Below are 18,335 nucleotides of genomic sequence, written 5' to 3' on the forward strand. Positions count from 1 at the left end.
GGCGTAGGCCTGCATCATGGCGTACTCGATGCCGTTGTGGACCATCTTCGCGAAGTGGCCGGCGCCGACCTTGCCCGCGTGCACCGACCCGAAGTCGCCCTCCGGCTTGAGGGCGTTGAAGACCGGCTGGACCTTCTCGACGTGCTCGGCGTCGCCGCCGTACATCAGCGCGTAGCCGTTCTGCAGGCCCCACACGCCGCCGGAGACACCGCAGTCGACGAAGCCGATGCCCTTGGCCGCCAGCTCCTCGGCGTGCTTCTCGTCGTCCGTCCAGCGGGAGTTGCCGCCGTCGACCACCACGTCCCCGGGGGACAGCAGCTCGCCCAGCTCGTCGATGGTGGACTGGGTCGCGGCACCGGCCGGCACCATCACCCACACCACACGCGGCGCCGCCAGCTTGTCCACGAGCTCCCGCAGGCTGTGGACGTCGGCGAGGTCCGGGTTGCGGTCGTAGCCGACGACAGTGTGTCCGGCCTGGCGGATGCGGGTGCGCATGTTCCCGCCCATCTTGCCGAGACCGATCAGACCGAGTTCCATGTTCAGGCGTTCCTTCGCTGTTGGTGGGACGTGCGGCTCTTGCGGGCCCCGGCCGCGGGGGGCGTCGTGACCTCGGCACGCAGCGCGGCGGCGTACGCCTCGTCGGGGTCGAGGCGGCGGAGTTCCTCCGCGATCAGTTCCGCCGTGGTGCGGACCTTCAGGGCGAGCACGCGGGTGGGCTGCCCGGGGATGGACAGGGTGGCGACGGCCCCCTCGGGCCGGTCGACAACGATGTCACCGTGCTCGGTACGCAGCCGGACGGCCGTGACGACGGGCCCGGCGGTGGTGACCCGCTCGACGGGCACGCGCAGACGGTCGGCGAACCAGCCGGCCAGCAGCTCGGCGCTGGGGTTGTCGGCCTCGCTCTCGACGACCGCCGAGGTGACCCGGGTACGGGCCTGGTCGAGCGCGGCGGCCAGCATCGAGCGCCAGGGCGTCAGCCGGGTCCAGGCGAGATCGGTGTCGCCGGGCGCGTACGACCCGGCGCGCGCCGCCAGTTCCTCCAGCGGCCGCTCGACGGCGTACGCGTCGGTGATCCGGCGCTGGGCGAGCGCGCCCAGCGGGTCCCGCGCCGGGGCGGCGGGGGCGTCCACGGGCCACCAGACGACGACGGGGGCGTCCGGCAGCAGCAACGGCAGGACCACCGAGTCGGCGTGCTCGGCCACCTCCCCGAACAGGCGAAGCAGCACCGCCTCGCCGGAGCCGGCGTCCGAGCCGACGCGAACCTCCGCGTCGACGCGGGATGCGGTGCGCCGGTGGGTGCGGTCCGGTCGCCTGACGACGACGAGAACGCGGGAGGGGTGCTCCTGCGAGGCCTGCTCCGCGGCCTTCAGGGCGTCGTGCGCGTTCTCCTCGTCGGTCACGACGACCATGGTCAGGACCACGCCCACGGCAGGGGAGCCGATGGCGCGGCGGGCCCGTACCAGGGCCTTGTTGATACGGCTTGCCGTGGTGTCGGTGAGATCGATCCTCATGGCCTGCGCCAGCTCCGTCCGTCTCGTGCGAGCATCGTGTCGGCTTCCGCGGGGCCCCAGCTGCCCGCGGTGTACTGAGCGGGCCGGCCGTGCCGGTCCCAGTACCGTTCGACCGGGTCGAGGATCTTCCAGGACTCCTCGACCTCCTGGTGGCGCGGGAAGAGGTTCGCGTCGCCCAGCAGCACGTCGAGGATGAGGCGTTCGTAGGCCTCCGGGCTGGACTCGGTGAAGGACTCGCCGTAGGCGAAGTCCATCGTCACGTCGCGGATCTCCATCGAGGTGCCCGGCACCTTCGAGCCGAACCGCACGGTCACGCCCTCGTCCGGCTGGACCCGAATGACGATCGCGTTCTGGCCCAGCTCCTGGGTCGCCTTCGGGTCGAACGGGGAGTGCGGGGCGCGCTGGAAGACCACCGCGATCTCCGTGACCCGGCGCCCGAGCCGCTTGCCGGCCCGGAGGTAGAAGGGGACGCCCGCCCAGCGGCGGTTGTCGACCTCCAGCTTGATCGCGGCGTAGGTGTCGGTCTTGGACGCCGGGTCGATGCCGGTCTCCTCCAGGTAGCCGGGCACCTCCTCGCCGCCCTGCCAGCCGTGCGTGTACTGGCCGCGCACCGTGTGCCTGCCGAGGTCGTCCGGGAGCTTGACCGCCCGCAGGACCTTCAGCTTCTCCGTGAGGAGCGACTCGGCGTCGAAGGAGGCGGGCTCCTCCATGGCGGTCAGCGCCATCAGCTGGAGCAGGTGGTTCTGGATGACGTCGCGTGCGGCGCCGATGCCGTCGTAGTAGCCCGCGCGACCGCCGATGCCGATGTCCTCGGCCATGGTGATCTGCACGTGGTCGACGTAACTGCGGTTCCACACGGGCTCGAACATCGTGTTGGCGAAGCGCAGCGCCAGGATGTTCTGGACCGTCTCCTTGCCCAGGTAGTGGTCGATCCGGAACACCTGCTCCGGCGCGAACACCTCGTGGACCAGCTCGTTGAGCTGCTGTGCGCTCTCCAGGTCGCGGCCGAACGGCTTCTCGATGACCGCCCGCCGCCACGAGCCCTCGGGGGCGTCGGTGAGCCCGTGCTTCTTCAACTGCCGTACGACGGTGGGGAAGAACTTGGGCGGCACGGAGAGGTAGAAGGCGTAGTTGCCGCTCGTCCCGCGCGAGGCGTCCAGTTCGTCGACGGTGGTCCGCAGCTGCTTGAACGCGACGTCGTCGTCGAAGTCGCCCGGGATGAAGCGCATGCCCTCCGCGAGCTGCTGCCACACCTCCTCGCGGAACGGGGTACGGGCGTGCTCGCGCACGGAGTCGTGCACGACCTGGGCGAAGTCCTGGTCCTCCCAGTCGCGGCGGGCGAAGCCGAGGAGCGAGAAGCCCGGCGGCAGCAGGCCGCGGTTGGCGAGGTCGTAGACGGCCGGCATCAGCTTCTTGCGGGACAGGTCACCGGTCACGCCGAAGATCACCAGACCGGACGGTCCCGCGATGCGGGGCAGCCGGCGGTCACCGGGCGCCCGCAGGGGGTTGGACCACGGTATCTCGGGTGCGGTCTCGGCCTTGCTCATTCCGCGTCGGCTCCTTCGTTCAGTGCGGTGGCGATCGCTGCCAGCAGGTCGTCCCAGGCAGCCTCGAACTTGGTGACGCCCTCGTCCTCCAGTTGCCGGACGACCTCGTCGTAGGAGATCCCCAGCCGTCCGACCGCCGCGAGGTCCGCGCGGGCCGCGTCGTAGCGGCCGGTCACGGTGTCGCCCTCGATGCGGCCGTGGTCGGCGACGGCGTCCAGCGTGGCCTCCGGCATGGTGTTGACGACGCCGGGGGCGACCAGCTCGTCGACGTACATGGTGTCCGGGTAGGCCGGATCCTTCACACCGGTGGAGGCCCACAGCGGCCGCTGCTTGTGCGCGCCCGCGGCCGCGAGAGCGGCCCAGCGGTCCCCCGCGAAGACCTCCTCGTAGGCCTCGTACGCCAGGCGGGCGTTGGCGATGGCGGCCTTGCCCTTGAGGGCCTTGGCCTCGTCGGTGCCGATCTTCTCCAGGCGCTTGTCGATCTCGGTGTCCACGCGGGACACGAAGAAGGACGCCACGGAACGGATCAGGGACAGGTCCAGGCCCGCGGCCTTCGCCTTCTCCAGACCGGTCAGGTAGGCGTCCATGACCTCGCGGTAGCGCTCCAGCGAGAAGATCAGCGTGACGTTGACGCTGATGCCCTTGCCGATCACCTCGGCGATGGCCGGCAGGCCCGCCTTGGTCGCCGGGATCTTGATCAGGGTGTTCGGGCGGTCCACCAGCCAGGCCAGCTGCTCGGCCTCGGCGATGGTCGCCGCCGTGTTGTGGGCCAGCCGCGGGTCGACCTCGATCGACACCCGGCCGTCCTGGCCGCCCGTCGCGTCGTACACCGGGCGCAGCACATCGGCGGCGTCCCGGACATCGGCGGCGGTCATCATGCGGACGGCCTCGTCGCGGGTGACCCCGCGCACGGCCAGGTCGGCGAGCTGCTCGCGGTAGTCCGCTCCCGAGCCGATGGCGGCCTGGAAGATGGAGGGGTTGGTGGTGACGCCCACCGCCCGCCCGGAGGCGACGAGTCGGGCGAGACCGCCCGAGGTGAGCCGGCCGCGCGAGAGGTCGTCCAGCCAGATCGAGACGCCCGCGTCGGTCAGGCGCCGCAACGGTTCTGCTTCGTTCACTGTGATCATCTTCTTTCTGCGCTCGCATCAACCGCGGGGGCGAGCGAACGATTCCCGGTCCTCCCGGGGCCTCAGAAGACGTTACACTGGTAGTTGAGACTTAAATCAACTAGGTCCCCGGCCGTGTGGCGTAGAAGGCCACAGCCGAGGCCGCGGCCACGTTGAGTGAGTCCACGCCGGCCTCCATCGGGATGCGCACATGCGCGTCCGCGGCGCGCAGCGCCCCGTCCGACAGCCCCTCGCCCTCCGTGCCCAGCATCAGCGCCAGCCGCTCGTGCCGGCGGCCCGCGAGCTCGTCGAGCGTGATGGAACGGTCCGACAGGCTCAGGGCCGCGAGCACGAAACCCTGCTCGCGGAGCAGACCCGCGTCGTCCGGCCACGCAGCGAACCTGGCGTACGGAACGGCGAGCACGGCCGCCATCGACACCTTCACCGCCCGCCGGTAGAGGGGGTCGGCGCAGCGCGGGGTGAGCAGCACCGCGTCCACGCCGAGGGCGGCGGCGTTGCGGAAGGCCGCGCCCATGTTGGCGTGGTCGACGATGTCCTCGAAGACCGCGACACGGCGGGGGCCCGGACGGTCCCCGGCCAGCAGCTCCCGGGGCTCCGGCAGTTCCTTGCGCCGCATCGACGCGAGGGCACCGCGGTGCACGTGGTAACCGGTCACCCGCTCGGCGACGGCGGGGTCCACCACGTACACCGGCGCCGGAGCCGCGTCGATGACGTCCCGCATGACGTCGACCCACTTGGCGGAGAGCATCATCGAGCGCATGCCGTAACCGGCCTGCCAGGCACGGCGGATGACCTTCTCGCCCTCCGCGATGAACAGGCCCTCCGCGGGCTCGCGGCGGCGGCGCAGCTCGACGTCGGTCAGCGAGGTGTAGTCGTGCAGCCGCGGGTCCTCGGGATCGTCGACGGTGACCAGCTCAGCCACGGGAGGCCACCGCGCCCACGGCCACGACGTCGCCGATCACGATCACCGCGGGCGGCCGCACGCCCTCCTCGGCCACCTTCCGCCCCACCGTCGCGAGCGTCGCGTCCACGCGCCGCTGAGACGCCGTCGTGCCCTCCTGGACGACCGCGACAGGCGTGTCGGCGCCCCGGCCGTGCGCCACGAGCGCGTCCGCGATCGCGGCGATCCGCTCGACCCCCATCAACAGCACCAACGTGCCGCGCAACCGGGCCAGCGCCTCCCAGTCCACCAGGGAACGGGGGTCCTCCGGAGCCACATGGCCGCTCACCACGGTGAACTCGTGCGCCACGCCCCGGTGCGTCACCGGGATGCCCGCGGCGGCCGGCACACTGATCGAACTCGAGATGCCCGGCACCACCGTGCACGGAATCCCGGCCTCCGCCAGCGCCTGCGCCTCCTCCATACCCCGGCCGAACACGAACGGGTCGCCGCCCTTGAGCCGCACAACGGCCTTGCCCGCCTTCGCGTGCTCGATCAGCGCGGCATTGATCGCCTCCTGCGCCATCGCGCGGCCGTACGGGATCTTCGCGGCGTCGATCACCTCGACGTGCGGCGGCAGTTCGTCCAGCAGATCGCGCGGTCCCAGACGGTCCGCGATCACCACGTCAGCCTCCGCGAGCAGCCGGCGGCCGCGCACCGTGATCAGGTCCGGGTCCCCCGGCCCACCGCCCACCAGCGCCACCCCCGGGATCCGGCCCCGACGCTGGGGCGCGGCCAGCGAGCCGTTCCGCAGCCCCTCCACGATCGCGTCCCGCACCGCCGCGGAACGCCGCGGATCACGCCCGGTCAGCACGGCGACGGTCACGCCGTCCGTCCGCCCCGTCGCCGGCGTCCACGCGGTCGCCGCGTCGGCGTCGTCACTGCGCACACACCACACGCGGCGCTCCTCCGCCTCCGCGGACGCCGCCTCGTTCACCTCCGCGTCGTCCGTCGCGATCAGCGCGTACCACGCGTCCGCCAGGTCCCCGGGACGGTAGCGGCGCCGCTCCCAGCGCAGTTCGCCGGCGGCGGCCATCGCGTCCACGGACGGCGTCGCCGACGGCGAGACCAGCACCACGTCCGCCCCCGCGGCCACCAGCGTCGGCAGCCGGCGCTGGGCGACCTGGCCGCCGCCCAGCACGACCACGCGCCGACCCGCCAGCCGCAGTCCGACGGGATATGCGGGCACGGCGTCGCTGCGCTCGGCTGTCATGGTGGTGCGGCTCCTCGTCGTCGGCGTGGCGGTTCCCGCGTCAACCCTACGGTGTGCTTGGGCCCTGGGTTTTTTCCCCGCCCTCCCGCCCGATTGCCCGGCGCGGTAAGTGCGGGCCCCGCACGTGTGCTGTGGGGGGTCGGCGCCGCTCCGGCGCCCGTCCTCGGCGCTCGCGGTTTACCCCCGCAATTCGCGTACCGCAGTCACCGCTCGTCGCCTGCGGGCGGACCCCGGCGCACCCCCTCCCGGGCCGGTTGGGGCGACTTACGGCCGGTGGGGGTTCAGACAGCACTCGCGGCAACCCCGGACCGCCCCTTCGCCCACCCACCGGGGATCAGGCGCATGGCGAAACCTGAGGGGGCGGGGTCGGAGGGGTGGCGTTCTGGACACTGGAGCATATTTGGGTGCACAACCCGGAGCGATCAATCCGAGTACCTGAGGCACCTAAATGTGCTGTCCAGAATGGCAGCCCCGGAGGCCCCGAACCCGGCCCCCCAACAACGCGCGTCGGGGCGCCCAGACCTTGCCGGGCACACGGGCGGGAGGGCGGGGAACCCCACGGGGAAGGGCGTCAGCCCTTTTCCGTCACCCCCGCGGAGTCGAACGTCGCCACCTCATGCATCGCCCGCGCAGCACTCTGCACCAGCGGCAGCGCCAGCAACGCCCCCGTCCCCTCCCCCAGCCGCAGGTCGAGGTCGACCAGCGGCCGCAGCCCCAGCTTCGTGAGGGCCGCGCGGTGACCGGGTTCCGCGCTGCGGTGCCCAGCGATGCAGGCCGCGAGGACCTCGGGCGCGATCGCGCGGGCGACCAGGGCAGCCGCGCCGGCGCTGACGCCGTCCAGGATGACCGGGGTCCGCAGGGACGCCGCGCCGAGCAACAGGCCGACCATGGCCGCGTGTTCGAGGCCGCCGATGGCCGCCAGGACCTCGATCGGGTCGGACGGATCGGGCCGGTGGAGCTCCAGCGCCCGCCGTACGACATCGACCTTGCGCGCGTGCATCTCGTCGTTGATGCCCGTGCCGCGCCCGGTGACCTCCGCCGGGTCGACCCCGGTGTAGACGGAGATCAGGGCCGCGGAGACGGTGGTGTTGGCGACGCCCATCTCGCCGGTCAGCAGCGCCTTGTTGCCCGCGGCGACAAGATCGCGCGCGGTCTCGATGCCGACCTCGATGGCCCGCAGGACCTCCTCGCGGGACATCGCGGGGCCGGCGGTGAAGTCACCGGTGCCGGGGCGCACCTTGCGCGGCAGCAGACCGGGCGTGCTGGGGAGTTCGGAGGCGACGCCGACGTCCACGACGCAGACCTCGGCGCCCACCTGGTTGGCGAAGGCGTTGCACACGGCTCCGCCGCCCAGGAAGTTGGCGACCATCTGGCCGGTGACCTCCTGCGGCCACGCGGTGACGCCCTGGGCGTGCACGCCGTGGTCGCCGGCGAAGATGGCGACGGCGGCGGGCTCGGGGATCGGCGGGGGGCACTGCCGGGACAGGCCGCTGAGCTGCGCGGAGATGATCTCCAGCATGCCGAGCGCGCCGGCCGGCTTGGTCATCCGCTTCTGCCGCTCCCACGCCTCGCCGAGCGCCTTGGCGTCGAGCGGGCGGATGCCGCGCAGCGTCTCCTCCAGGAGGTCGTGCGGCTCCTCGCCGGGCAGGGCGCGGTTGCCGTACTCCTCCTCGTGGACGACCCAGGCCAGCGGGCGCCGCTTGGACCAGCCGGACTGCACGAGCTCCGGGTCCTCGGGGAACTCGTCGACGTAGCCGACGCACAGGTAGGCGACGACCTCCAGGTGCTCGGGGAGGCCGAGTTCGCGGACCATCTCGCGCTCGTCGAAGAAGCTGACCCAGCCGACGCCGAGGCCTTCGGCGCGGGCGGCGAGCCAGAGGTTCTCCACCGCCAGTGCCGACGAGTAGGGCGCCATCTGCGGCTGGGTGTAGCGGCCCAGCGTGTGGCGGCCGCCGCGGGTGGGGTCCGCGGTCACGACGATGTTGACCGGGGTGTCGAGGATCGCCTCGATCTTCAGCTCGCGGAACTGCTTGGCCCGCCCCTTGGGAAGGGACTTGGCGAACGCGTCGCGCTGCTGCATGGCGAGTTCGTGCATGCGCTGCCGGGTCTCGGCGGAGCGGATGACGACGAAGTCCCAGGGCTGGGAGTGGCCGACGCTGGGCGCGGTGTGGGCCGCCTCCAGGACGCGGATCAGCACCTCGTGCGGGATGGGGTCGTTCCGGAAGCCGTTGCGGATGTCGCGGCGTTCGCGGATGACGCGGTGCACGGCGTCCCGCACGGCGGGTTCGTAGCCCTCGGCGGCGGGGAGCAGCAGCTCCGGGACGTCCTCGCCCTCGACGGTCTCCACGTCGGGCCCGGCGGACTCCGCCGCCTCGGGAACGGAGGCCCCGGCGTCCTCGGAAACCGCGACGGGCTCGACGACCTCGGCGACCTCGACAAATTCCGGAACAACGACCTCCGGGGCAGCGATCTCCGGGGCAGCGATCTCGGGGACGACGGCCTCCCGGGCCACGGGCTCGGGCTCGGGCTCCGGCTCCGGCTCCATCCCGAACGGCAGCGGCTCGTCCGGGGAGTCCAGCGGCAGCGGCTCGGCCTCCACCACGGCGGGCTCGGGCAGCGCCTCCGCCACCGGCTCCGGCTCGGGAGCGGGGGCCGCAACCTCCTCCGCCTGCGGTGCGATCGGCAGCTCGGCGAGCTCGGGCACAGGCTCGGGCTCGGGCTCGGCGGCGACCTCGGGCTCCTGCTCCGGCGCCGCCCAGGCGGCGCCCGCGGCGGACGGCTCGTCGCGCGGGATGTCCAGGTACTCCGGACCGGTCGTCGGCGGCCCGGCGTGGCGCAGCGGCGTCTCGACGGACGGCGGCACCGGCACGACGGGGGTCGCCGCGGCAGGCGTCTCCGGCACGGATGGCACGGACGGCTCGGTCGGCACCGTCGACATGGACGGAACGGACGGAACGGACGGAATCGACGACGTCGACGGAACGGGCGGCACGGCCGCCACGGGCGGCGGCGTGACCGGCACGGACTGCGGGACGGACGTCGCCGGGCCGCGGTCGGCCAGGGACCGTACGACACCGCCGCCGTTGGACGGGTCGGGGATGGGCGGGCCCATGTGCAGCGGCCGCCGGACGGGCGCCGGCGTGGCCGGGACCTGCTCCTGGAACGCCTGCGGTGCGGCCGCCACGGCCGCGTCGGTCACCACCGGCTCCGGCGTCAGGGTCTCGAGGGCGGGCGCGGGCGCGGGGGCAGGGACGAGCGGTTCCGCGGGAGCGGCCTGCGGCTGCCCGTCCACCGCGGCACCCGGCACCGGGACGCCGGCGGGCGGCGTCGCCGAGGCGCGCACGGCTGAGTAGTCGAGGGAGCCCGAGTCACGGCCGCCGCTCTCGTGGGCGTCGTGCTCGTGCGGGCCGCCGGGCGGGGCGACCGGGGCGGCGAGGGCGCCGGTCAGCTGCTCGTGCACCTGGACGTGCGTCTCGTGCGCCATCGCGGGCGCCACCGGGGCGGGTTCGCCCACGGGCGCGGCCATGGGTGCCGGCGCGACCGGGGCCACCGGAACGGCGGCGGGTGCGGCGGGCTGCGGCGGCACCGGCTGCGGGTCGGCCCACGACCCCTGCAGTCCGGGCATCAGCAGCATCTCCTCGTCCTCGTCGGCGACCGCGGGGCCGACCGGCTGGTCGAGGTAGGCGTATGCGGCGGGCGGGACCGGTGCGTTCAGCGGGTCGGTCTCCCAGGTGGGGACGACCGGCTGCTGAGCACCACTGCCGGGAAGGTCGGCGTGCGGCTGCAGAACCGCTTCTCCGCCTGCGTTCTCCGGCAGTCCCTCACCCGGGACCTGGCCGGTGTCAGTCATGCGTGCCCCTCGCCCATCGGTTCGCTCCTTCCAACGCTGCGCCGCACACACTGCCCACAGCAAGAACGAGCGTGGGCTGCAAGCGGCACGTCGGCGGGGAGTGACCGATACTGATCGATACTGATCAGCCCTCAGTCGACGTCAACGCACGACGACGGCACAGCGGTCCGCAAGCCTACCGTGCGTGTGCCCGCGCGTGCTCAGGGGGGTTCACCTCAAACCGGTCGCAATACGGGCCAACGCATCGCCTCACCTGCGGTGCCCGAGGAGCGCGAACACCACCGTGCGCTCCCGCTCCGACCAGTCCGAGTCCAGCTCCACAGCCTGCAACAACGCGCATTCCACGGCGTATCCGCCGTCTTCGAGGGCGCTTCTGACGGCTTCCGCCTCGTCCCGGTTCGCGGCACTCGCGGCGATCCGTTCCGGGCGGCGTGCGGCGCACGCCTCGACGACCTCCGCGCCGCCACCGCCTATGCGCACGATGTCCGGTTCCGGAAGGTCCTCGAGAACCTCCGGCGCCTCGCCGTGCACGACGCGCACCTGCACCCCGAAGTCCCGTGCGGTGGCCTCGACACGGTCGCAGGCCGCCGCGTCCCGCTCGACCGCGATGACGGCCGCGCCGAAGCGCGCGGCCTCCACGGCGACGGCCCCGCCGCCGGCCCCGATGTCCCAGAGCAGATCGCCGGTACGCGGTCCGAGCCGGGCCAGTTGCAGGGCGCGCAGCTGCGCGGGCCCGTCCACGGGCGCGTACCGCTCGGTGGGAAGGGCCCAGCCGCGCACCCGGTCCGCGGGGGCGGGGTCGCCCCCGGCGAGCCAGCCCGCCTGCCCGGAGGCGGCCGGCGGCGCGCTGGGCGCGGCACCGACGACCAGAACAACGTTGGGGTCGCGCCAGGTGTGGTCGGGGACCTTGTCGGAGGTGAGGACGGTGACCTGCTCCTGCTCGGTGCCGAGCGCCTCGCAGATCACGAACGTGCGCTGCTCGTCGCCGAGCAGCAGGGCGAGTTCGGCCGGCCCGGCGCCGGGTGCGGTCAGCACCGCGACCTTGGGGTGGGCCCGGCAGACGTTGACGGCGCGGCGCAGGGTGCGCGTGTGCGCGACGACGACGCGGGCGTCGTCCCAGGGCATGCCGGCCCGCGCGAAGGCCTGGGCCACCGAGGTCACGCCGGGGACGACCTCGACCTCCAGGCCGTGGTCGGGGGCGCGCAGGGCCCGTACGACGCCGAAGAACCCGGGGTCGCCGTCGGCCAGGACGACCGCGGTGCCGCGGTGCCGGGCGATGCGGCGGGCGGCGAGGTCGATGCTGCCGAGGACGATCCGCTCGGCCTCCTCCGGCACGAAGGGCAGTGCCAGGTGGTGCCGTGTTCCGGCCACCAGGGTCGCCGCCGCCAGCGCGGAACGCGCGGCCTCGCCGGGTGGTGAGCCGTCCCACCCGATCACGGTGACACGGTCGGCCATCGTCGTCCTGCCTTCTGGGCGCGTCGCGGTGTGGTTCCCCGGGACATGTCTTCCCCGGGGTGTGCACAGTACCCCGCCCAGGATCTTGGGCTACGGGGTGCTCACTGCCAGTCGGCGTAGGCCGCGTAGTCCGAGCCGTCGGAGGCGCGTCCGGTGAGGCCGTCGAGGTCCTCGGGGAGCAGGCTCCAGACGATCAGGTCGGTGCGGACCTGCTCCCAGTGGCCGTCGCTGTCCCCGTCGGGCCGGGCCCGCACCAGGCCCGCGTTGCGCAGCACTCCCTCGCTGACGCAGCCGATCCGCTGGGCGACCTGCTGGGAGGCGGCGTTGTCGGCGGCGGTGCGCAGTTCCAGCCGCTCGAACTTCTGGTCGTCGAAGAGCCACTGGGCGGCCGCGAGCACGGCCTCGGCGGCGTAGCCCTCGCCGCGGGCCCAGGGCGCGATGACGTAGCCCGCCTCGGCGCTGCGGATGCGCCAGTCGGCGCGCTGCAGGTGGACGGTGCCGACCAGCCGCTGGGTGAGGAACTCCGTCACGGCGAGGACGACGCCCCGCCCGGAGGCCCGCTCGGCGGGCGCGGTCTCGGTGAGGAAGGTGCGGGAGTCGGCCTCGCTGTAGGGATGCGGCACGGAGGTCCAGGCCACCACGGACTCGTCGTTCATCATCTCCGTGTGCGCGGGGATGTCCGCCTCCTCGTAGGGGCGCAGCACCAGCCGCTCCGTATTGATGGAGATCTCCGGAAAGCTGGTCATTCGACGCTCCGTAGCAAGGACATGTGTGAAGTGCACAGCATGCAGCATCCAACGGGTCACCCGCAGGACCGGGTCGCCGCGGGGGCCGTGCGGCCGTCGGTCAAGGGTACGGGCAACCACCCCCGCGACGAGCGCAGTTGGCGTGCTGTTCTCCGGCTTTTCCGCAGGTCCGCTCCTCCTGCTGTCATACGGTCCTGCTAGCGTCTGCCCGCGTGACGGTGCACCACGCAGCAGGAGTCGGATATCAGCGGGCGGCGGGTGTCTACGAGCGGTCGCGGCCCTCGTACCCCATGGCTGCCCTGGCCGAGTTGGCGGACGTGCTGGCCCTTGAGGCCGGGCGCACCGTGGTCGACCTCGGCGCCGGCACCGGCAAGTTCACCCGGCTGCTGGCGCTGACCGGGGCCGAGGTGGTCGCGGTGGAGCCGGTGGCGGAGATGCGGGAGCGGCTTGCGGAGCTGCGGCTGCCGAAGGTGCGGGTGACGGCCGGCACCGCGGAGGCGACCGGGCTGCCCGGCGGGTCCGCCGACGTGGTGGTGGCGGCGCAGTCGTGGCACTGGTTCCAGGAGGACGAGGCGCTGGCCGAGGTGGAGCGGCTGCTGCGGCCGGGCGGCTGGCTGGCGCTGGTGTGGAACACCTACGACACCTCCGTGCCGTGGGTGCGGGACTACCAGGACATCGTCTTCCGGCTCGCGCCGCGCGACCTGCCGAGCCCGCTGGACGGCGGCTGGCGCAAGGCCTTCGGCGACCGGGAGGGCTGGTCGCAGGTGTACGAGCGGCACTGGCCGAACCCGTACTCGACGACGGTGTCGGACGTGGTGGAGCGCATGACCTCCTCCAGCCACATCGCGGTGATGGACCCCGCGGAGCAGGAGCGCGTGCGCGCGGAGGTCGAGGCGGTGCTCGCCGGGCACGACGCGACGCGCGGCAGGGGCGCCATCGAGATGCCGTACACCACGGACGTCTACTGGGTGCGCCGGCACTGAGGCGGCGCGGCCCGCACTGTCGGTGCCGCCCGGTTGAATGGGCGGATGGACACGGACCGGCTCAGGGACTTCTGCCTCGGCTTCAATGGGGTCAGCGAGGAGAACCCGTTCCCGCGCAACGCGGAGGTGACGGTCTTCAAGGTGGGCGGGAAGATCTTCGCGATCAGCGCGCTGGCCGGTGAGCCGCTCCAGGTCAGCCTGAAGTGCGATCCCGAACTGGCCGTCCGGTTGCGGGCGGAGCACGCGGCGATCGCCCCCGGTTGGCATCTGAACAAGCGGCACTGGAACACGGTCACCCTGGACGGTTCGCTCACCGACCGCCTGGTGCGGGAGATGATCGAGGACTCGTACGACCTGATCGTGTCCCGGCTGCCGCGGACCGAGCAGCTGCGCCTGGACTGGGCGGGGGTCCACGGCGGGGACGGCACGCAGTGACCGCGCACCGCCCCCACGGGAGCGTCAGAAGGAGGGGATGACGGAGCCGGCGTAGGTGTCCTCGATGAACTTCTTCACCTCGGGCGAGGTGAGCAGCTTCTTGAGCTTGAGCACACGCGGGTCCTTCTCGTTGCCCTCCTTGACAGCGAGGAAGTTGCCGTAGGGGTTGTTCGTCGCGGACTCCAGGACCAGGGCGTCCTGGGCGGGCTTGAGTCCCGCGGCGATGGCGTAGTTGCCGTTGATGACGGCGGCGTCGACGTCGTCCAGGGAACGGGGCAGCTGGGCCGCCTCCAGCTCCTTGAACTTCAGGTTCTTCGGATTGCCGGTGACGTCGGCGGGGGTGGCCTCGTTGCCGACGCCGTCCCTGAGGGTGATCAGGCCGTTGGCGGCGAGCAGTTTCAGCCCCCGGGCCTCGTTCACCGCGTCGTTGGCCAGGGCTATCGTCGCGCCGCTCCTGAGCGCGTCGGCGGACTTCAGCTTGCTGGAGTACAGCCCCAGCGGCTCCAGGTGGACGGTGACGACGGGCACGATGTGGGTGCCCTTCTTCTTGTTGAAGTCGTCCAGGTAGGGCTGGTTCTGGAAGTAGTTGGCGTCGACGTCGCCGTCCTCGGTCGCGGTGTTCGGCGTCACGTAGTCGCTGAACTCCTTGACCTCCAGCTTGAGTCCGGCCTTGGCGGCCAGGTTCTTCTTCACGAAGTCCAGGATCTCCGCGTGCGGGACGGGGCTCGCGGCGACGACGAGCGGGTCGCTCGCGCTGTCCTTGGTGGAGCCGGAGTCCGAGCCGCAGGCGGCCAGGACGAGGGCGAGGCCGGTGGCGGCCAGGACGGCGGTGGTGGTCTTGACAGGGGTACGCACGAAAAGTGCCTTTCTGAACGGTGGGTGGTGCGGGTGTCAGGAGGTCTCGGTGGCGGCGGCCGGACGCAGCAGGCGCAGCCGCGGGGCGACGGAGGCCCGGCCGCGGCGCGAGACGCCGCGGGCGGTGAGGTCGCCGAGGAACTGGACCGCGGTGACGATCACGATGAGGACGGCCAGCGTCACGTTCATCAGCCCGGTCTCGAAGCGCTGGTACCCGTAGCGGACGGCGAGGTCGCCGAGGCCGCCGCCGCCGATGAGCCCGGCCATGGCCGAGTAGCCGATCAGGGCGATGACGGTCGTGGTGGCGGCGGAGATCAACGCGGGCAGCGACTCCGGCAGCAGGGCCTTGCGCACGACGGTCCAGGTGCTGCCGCCCATGGACTGCACGGCCTCGACGAAACCGGAGTCCACTTCGCGGACGGCGATCTCCACCAGCCGGGCGAAGAACGGGATCGCGCCGATCGACAGCGGGACGATCATCGCCTGCGGACCGATCGTGGTGCCGACCAGGGACTTGGTGAACGGCATCAGGTAGATCATGAGGATCACGAAGGGCAGCGACCGGATCACGTTGACCACGGCGCCCAGCGCCTTGGAGAACACGCCGTTGGCGAGCAGTCCGCCGCGGCCGGTGAGGACGAGCAGCACGCCGATCGGCAGGCCGCCCGCGACGGATATCAGCGTGGACCAGCCGACCATGACCAGCGTCTCCCCGCAGGCCTGGGACAGCAGCGGCTGCATCTCGGACCAGGTCACTTCGCGGCCCCCTCGATCCGCTCGGCCCGCTCCGCGCCGGCGGCCGGCGCGATGTCGACCTGGAGGCCCTTCTCGCGCAGGAAGCCGATGGGCACCACGTTGTCCTCGAAGGCGCCGGGCAGTTCGATCCGCATGCGGCCGACCTGGCGTCCCGCGATGGTCTCGAGCGCGGCGCCGAGCACGGAGATGTCGATGTTGTAGGTGCGCGAGAGCTGCGAGATGACCGGTTCGGTCGCGGCCTCCCCGTGGAAGGTGAGGTCGACGACGGTGCGGTCCTCGCCGGACGGCTCGCCGCCGACCGGGAAGAGCTCGTGGGCGAGTTCGGAGCCGGGGGTGGCGAGCAGGTCGGTGACCCTGCCGGATTCCACGATCCGGCCTCCCTTCATCAGTGCGGCGGAGTCGCAGACCGCCTTGACGACCTCCATCTCGTGCGTGATCAGCAGCACGGTGAGGCCGAGTTGCCGGTTGAGGTCGCGCAGGAGCTGGAGGATCGAGCGGGTGGTCTCGGGGTCGAGGGCGGAGGTGGCCTCGTCGGAGAGCAGCACCTTCGGGTCGCCGGCCAGGGCCCGGGCGATGCCGACCCGCTGCTTCTGGCCCCCGGAGAGCTGGGCGGGGTAGGCGCGCGCCTTGTCGGCGAGGCCCACGAGGTCGAGCAGTTCGCGGGCCTTGGCCGTGCGCTGCCGGCCGGAGACGCCGAGGATCTCCAGCGGGAGTTCGACGTTGTCCTGGACGGTGCGCGAGGACAGCAGGTTGAAGTGCTGGAAGACCATGCCGATCCGGCCGCGGGCGGCGCGCAGGGCCGAACCGGCGCGCGGCGAGCGGCCGGCGAGCGCGGTCAGGTCCTGCCCGGCGACCTCGACGGTGCCCGAGGTCGGCCGCTCCAGCAGGTTGACGCAGCGGATGAGGGTGCTCTTGCCTGCGCCGCTGCGGCCGACGACGCCGTACACCTCGCCTTCGCGGACATGCAGGTCGACGCCGTCGAGGGCCACCGTGTCCCGGCCGTGGGAACGGTAGACCTTGGTCAGGCCCGTTGTGGTGATCACTGGGATTTCCGTCACTGTCGAGTGCGCGGCAGACAAAAGCCGCACAGGGGGGTGAATGCACGGTCGGCAGGCATGGCTGCGCCCCGGAAGGGGGTGGGAGGAGTCAGCAGCGGGTGCCGGGCGGCTGGGGGTCGTGCGTCAGCCGGCAGCGGCAGAGGGCGCGCTGCGGTTCCGTGTCCGTGTCCATGTGCATGGGGGGTGGTGTGCGCGATCCGTGGCAGGAGGGGCGGGTCTCACTTCGGGGCGCGAGACTCAGATGGCGTGGGCCCTCAGCGTGCACACATTCGACACATACGACGAACACCGGGCGTCATCGCCTCGGTCGCGCGGCAGCGGCGGTTCGTCGTGGTCATGGGCACCAGTAAAGCAGACACCCCGGCGGCGTACCAATATCCGGTCCCGGCGTCCGCGATGCGGACAGGCCGGGGTGTGGGATCCGGCGATTCCCGCCCGTAATAGAGTCACGCCATGCTCGACGTCCTCACGATCGTGGTCTCCGCCACGGCGCTGCTGCTGGCCGCCTGGTGCGGTTTCGCTGCCTTCCGGGACCAGCCGACCAAGGACTGGCACTTCATCGGCATGGCCGTGGTGGCCGTGCTGGCGCTGGCCCAGCTGGTGATCGGCGTGGTCAGGCTCGGCGCGGGCGACAAGCCGGTCGACGGGACGACGATCTTCGTCGCGTACCTGCTCGGCGCGGCCTGCACGGTCCCGGCCGCGGGCTTCATGTCGCTGACCGAGCGCACCCGCTGGGGCTCGGCGATCGTGGCCGCGGGCGGGGTCATCCTGGCCGTGCTGGAAGTACGGCTGTACGACATCTGGGGAGGCGTCAGTGCCTGAGACCGCCGGCAGGACCACCGGGCAGACCGCGCCGGACAAGGGGATCGGCCGCGGCCCGGGACGGCTGCTGCTCTCGCTGTACGGGGTCTTCACCGTCGCCGCGCTGTCCCGCGCGATCGTGCAGATCGCCCTGCAGTTCGACGAGGCGCCGCTGGCGTACCTGCTGTCGCTGCTCGCCGGAATCGTGTACGCGGTGATCACGGTGGCGCTGTGGCGGGGCGGCGAGAGCGCCCGGAAGGTGGCGCTGGTCAGCTGCACGCTGGAGCTGATCGGCGTACTGACCGTGGGCACGCTGACGCTGGTGGACTCCTCGGCCTTCCCCGACCAGACGGTGTGGTCGGACTACGGCATGGGCTACCTGTTCCTGCCCCTGGTCATCCCCGTCAGCGGACTGCTGTGGCTGCGCCGGGCGGCGCAGCCACAGCGGACGTCCTGATCCGCGCTCAGGCGCTGGCGGCGTAGGACTGCGCCGCCGGCTTCTCCATGTGCACCAGGCTCAGCCGGCCGCTGACCGGCTCGGCCGAACCCACCTGCGCGTAGCCGAGCTTGCGGTACAGCCGCAGGTTGAACTCGCTGCGGTGGCCCGTGAAGAGGCGGTAGCGCTTGGCCTGGAGGTCGGCCGCCAGCCGTTCCTCGATGGCCCGCAGCAGCCGGCCGCCGAGGCCGTGCCGCTGCATGCGGGGGTGGACGATCAGTTTGGCGATGCGGGCGGTGCCGTCGTCGTCGACCGCGCCGCGGACCGAGCCGACCACCTCCTCGCCGAGCCTGGCCACCAGGACCGTGCCCTGCGTGAGCTCCTCGCGCAGCGCGTCGAGGGTCTGCGTCAACGGTTCGATGCCGTAGTCGCCGTAAAGCTCCGCCTCGCTCTGGTAGCACAGGTATTGCAGTTTGAGGATCTTCTCGGCGTCGTCGCCCATCGCGGTAGAGATGGTCACGCTCATGCCCATGTGCGCTGGCCTCCCCTTCGAGTCGCCCGGGCGCCTGAGGGGTGAGGGGGCGCCCAGGACGTTGCCCTGACTGGTACCGGAACACGGCGC

Annotated in this window: 17 protein-coding genes; 4 read left to right on the forward strand and 13 right to left on the reverse strand. The window is 72.4% G+C overall.

The annotated features are described in order from the left end of the window. From ACIP64_RS21130 to ACIP64_RS21170, 9 genes are all read right to left on the reverse strand, one after another. Positions 1-537, reverse strand: a 537-nt coding sequence (locus ACIP64_RS21130; RefSeq protein ID WP_401588880.1) for an NAD(P)-binding domain-containing protein, incomplete at its 3' end; no start/stop codon positions are given. Between the two features lie 2 nt (positions 538-539). Beyond that, a complete protein-coding gene (gene opcA / locus ACIP64_RS21135; protein ID WP_401588883.1) occupies positions 540-1,511 on the reverse strand; it encodes a glucose-6-phosphate dehydrogenase assembly protein OpcA in 972 nt (323 codons plus the stop codon). Next, positions 1,508-3,058, reverse strand: a complete 1,551-nt coding sequence (gene zwf, locus ACIP64_RS21140; protein ID WP_401588885.1) for a glucose-6-phosphate dehydrogenase — start codon at positions 3,056-3,058, stop codon at positions 1,508-1,510. The genes opcA and zwf overlap by 4 nt, the downstream gene beginning before the upstream one ends. After that, positions 3,055-4,185, reverse strand: coding sequence for a transaldolase (gene tal / locus ACIP64_RS21145; protein WP_401588888.1), 1,131 nt, complete (start codon positions 4,183-4,185; stop codon positions 3,055-3,057). The genes zwf and tal overlap by 4 nt, the downstream gene beginning before the upstream one ends. Before the next feature lie 100 nt (positions 4,186-4,285). Then, positions 4,286-5,107 (reverse strand): TrmH family RNA methyltransferase, encoded by an 822-nt coding sequence (locus ACIP64_RS21150; protein ID WP_401588891.1) that lies wholly within the window; start codon positions 5,105-5,107, stop codon positions 4,286-4,288. Beyond that, the gene (cobA, locus tag ACIP64_RS21155) at positions 5,100-6,338 is read right to left on the reverse strand and encodes a uroporphyrinogen-III C-methyltransferase (RefSeq protein WP_401588893.1); all 1,239 of its coding nucleotides are present in this window, start codon (positions 6,336-6,338) and stop codon (positions 5,100-5,102) included. The genes ACIP64_RS21150 and cobA overlap by 8 nt, the downstream gene beginning before the upstream one ends. 571 nt (positions 6,339-6,909) lie before the next feature. Further along, on the reverse strand, positions 6,910-10,188 hold the full coding sequence (gene cobT, locus ACIP64_RS21160; RefSeq protein ID WP_401588896.1) for a nicotinate-nucleotide--dimethylbenzimidazole phosphoribosyltransferase: 3,279 nt from the start codon (positions 10,186-10,188) through the stop codon (positions 6,910-6,912). Between the two features lie 249 nt (positions 10,189-10,437). Further along, positions 10,438-11,643, reverse strand: coding sequence for a precorrin-6y C5,15-methyltransferase (decarboxylating) subunit CbiE (cbiE, locus tag ACIP64_RS21165; RefSeq protein ID WP_401588899.1), 1,206 nt, complete (start codon positions 11,641-11,643; stop codon positions 10,438-10,440). 101 nt (positions 11,644-11,744) lie between these two features. Then, a complete protein-coding gene (locus tag ACIP64_RS21170) occupies positions 11,745-12,389 on the reverse strand; it encodes a GNAT family N-acetyltransferase (RefSeq protein ID WP_401588901.1) in 645 nt (214 codons plus the stop codon). 212 nt (positions 12,390-12,601) lie between these two features. On the opposite strand from ACIP64_RS21170, the gene ACIP64_RS21175 reads away from it, so the two are divergent. Both ACIP64_RS21175 and ACIP64_RS21180 read left to right on the forward strand, forming a co-directional pair. Further along, positions 12,602-13,372: a class I SAM-dependent methyltransferase gene (locus ACIP64_RS21175; RefSeq protein WP_360906461.1), complete on the forward strand. Its 771-nt coding sequence runs from the start codon at positions 12,602-12,604 to the stop codon at positions 13,370-13,372. A 45-nt stretch (positions 13,373-13,417) separates the two neighbouring features. Beyond that, positions 13,418-13,807, forward strand: coding sequence for an MmcQ/YjbR family DNA-binding protein (locus ACIP64_RS21180; RefSeq protein WP_401588904.1), 390 nt, complete (start codon positions 13,418-13,420; stop codon positions 13,805-13,807). 24 nt (positions 13,808-13,831) lie between these two features. Here the strand turns inward: ACIP64_RS21180 and ACIP64_RS21185 are convergent, their stop codons facing one another. The 3 genes from ACIP64_RS21185 to ACIP64_RS21195 are packed head-to-tail and all read right to left on the reverse strand — an operon-like array spanning position 13,832 to position 16,461. Continuing rightward, positions 13,832-14,662: a MetQ/NlpA family ABC transporter substrate-binding protein gene (locus ACIP64_RS21185; RefSeq protein WP_401588907.1), complete on the reverse strand. Its 831-nt coding sequence runs from the start codon at positions 14,660-14,662 to the stop codon at positions 13,832-13,834. A gap of 36 nt (positions 14,663-14,698) precedes the next feature. Next, positions 14,699-15,418 carry a methionine ABC transporter permease gene (locus ACIP64_RS21190; RefSeq protein WP_401588910.1) on the reverse strand — a complete coding sequence of 240 codons (720 nt, stop codon included), beginning with the start codon at positions 15,416-15,418 and terminating at the stop codon, positions 14,699-14,701. Beyond that, positions 15,415-16,461 (reverse strand): methionine ABC transporter ATP-binding protein, encoded by a 1,047-nt coding sequence (locus ACIP64_RS21195; protein WP_401588913.1) that lies wholly within the window; start codon positions 16,459-16,461, stop codon positions 15,415-15,417. The genes ACIP64_RS21190 and ACIP64_RS21195 overlap by 4 nt, the downstream gene beginning before the upstream one ends. Before the next feature lie 468 nt (positions 16,462-16,929). Here ACIP64_RS21195 and ACIP64_RS21200 point away from each other — a divergent pair, with 468 nt between their 5' ends. Together ACIP64_RS21200 and ACIP64_RS21205 are read left to right on the forward strand one after the other, a co-directional pair. Beyond that, positions 16,930-17,298 (forward strand): hypothetical protein, encoded by a 369-nt coding sequence (locus ACIP64_RS21200; RefSeq protein ID WP_401588916.1) that lies wholly within the window; start codon positions 16,930-16,932, stop codon positions 17,296-17,298. Then, on the forward strand, positions 17,291-17,734 hold the full coding sequence (locus ACIP64_RS21205) for a hypothetical protein (protein ID WP_401588919.1): 444 nt from the start codon (positions 17,291-17,293) through the stop codon (positions 17,732-17,734). The genes ACIP64_RS21200 and ACIP64_RS21205 overlap by 8 nt, the downstream gene beginning before the upstream one ends. A gap of 7 nt (positions 17,735-17,741) precedes the next feature. Here the strand turns inward: ACIP64_RS21205 and ACIP64_RS21210 are convergent, their stop codons facing one another. After that, positions 17,742-18,245, reverse strand: a complete 504-nt coding sequence (locus tag ACIP64_RS21210) for a GNAT family N-acetyltransferase (protein WP_360906447.1) — start codon at positions 18,243-18,245, stop codon at positions 17,742-17,744. Positions 18,246-18,335 lie beyond the last annotated feature (90 nt).

The sequence above is a fragment of the Streptomyces sp. NPDC088733 genome, assembly GCF_044751185.1.
Lineage (GTDB): Bacteria > Actinomycetota > Actinomycetes > Streptomycetales > Streptomycetaceae > Actinacidiphila.

Excerpts from the sequence above, each read along its gene's own strand:
- opcA (WP_401588883.1), bottom strand. The coding sequence starts at position 1,511 with ATGAGGATCGATCTCACCGACACCACGGCAAGCCGTATCAACAAGGCC.
- zwf (WP_401588885.1), bottom strand. The coding sequence starts at position 3,058 with ATGAGCAAGGCCGAGACCGCACCCGAGATACCGTGGTCCAACCCCCTG.
- tal (WP_401588888.1), bottom strand. The coding sequence starts at position 4,185 with ATGATCACAGTGAACGAAGCAGAACCGTTGCGGCGCCTGACCGACGCG.
- cobA (WP_401588893.1), bottom strand. The coding sequence starts at position 6,338 with ATGACAGCCGAGCGCAGCGACGCCGTGCCCGCATATCCCGTCGGACTG.
- cobT (WP_401588896.1), bottom strand. The coding sequence starts at position 10,188 with ATGACTGACACCGGCCAGGTCCCGGGTGAGGGACTGCCGGAGAACGCA.
- cbiE (WP_401588899.1), bottom strand. The coding sequence starts at position 11,643 with ATGGCCGACCGTGTCACCGTGATCGGGTGGGACGGCTCACCACCCGGC.
- ACIP64_RS21170 (WP_401588901.1), bottom strand. The coding sequence starts at position 12,389 with ATGACCAGCTTTCCGGAGATCTCCATCAATACGGAGCGGCTGGTGCTG.
- ACIP64_RS21180 (WP_401588904.1), top strand. The coding sequence starts at position 13,418 with ATGGACACGGACCGGCTCAGGGACTTCTGCCTCGGCTTCAATGGGGTC.
- ACIP64_RS21200 (WP_401588916.1), top strand. The coding sequence starts at position 16,930 with ATGCTCGACGTCCTCACGATCGTGGTCTCCGCCACGGCGCTGCTGCTG.
- ACIP64_RS21210 (WP_360906447.1), bottom strand. The coding sequence starts at position 18,245 with ATGGGCATGAGCGTGACCATCTCTACCGCGATGGGCGACGACGCCGAG.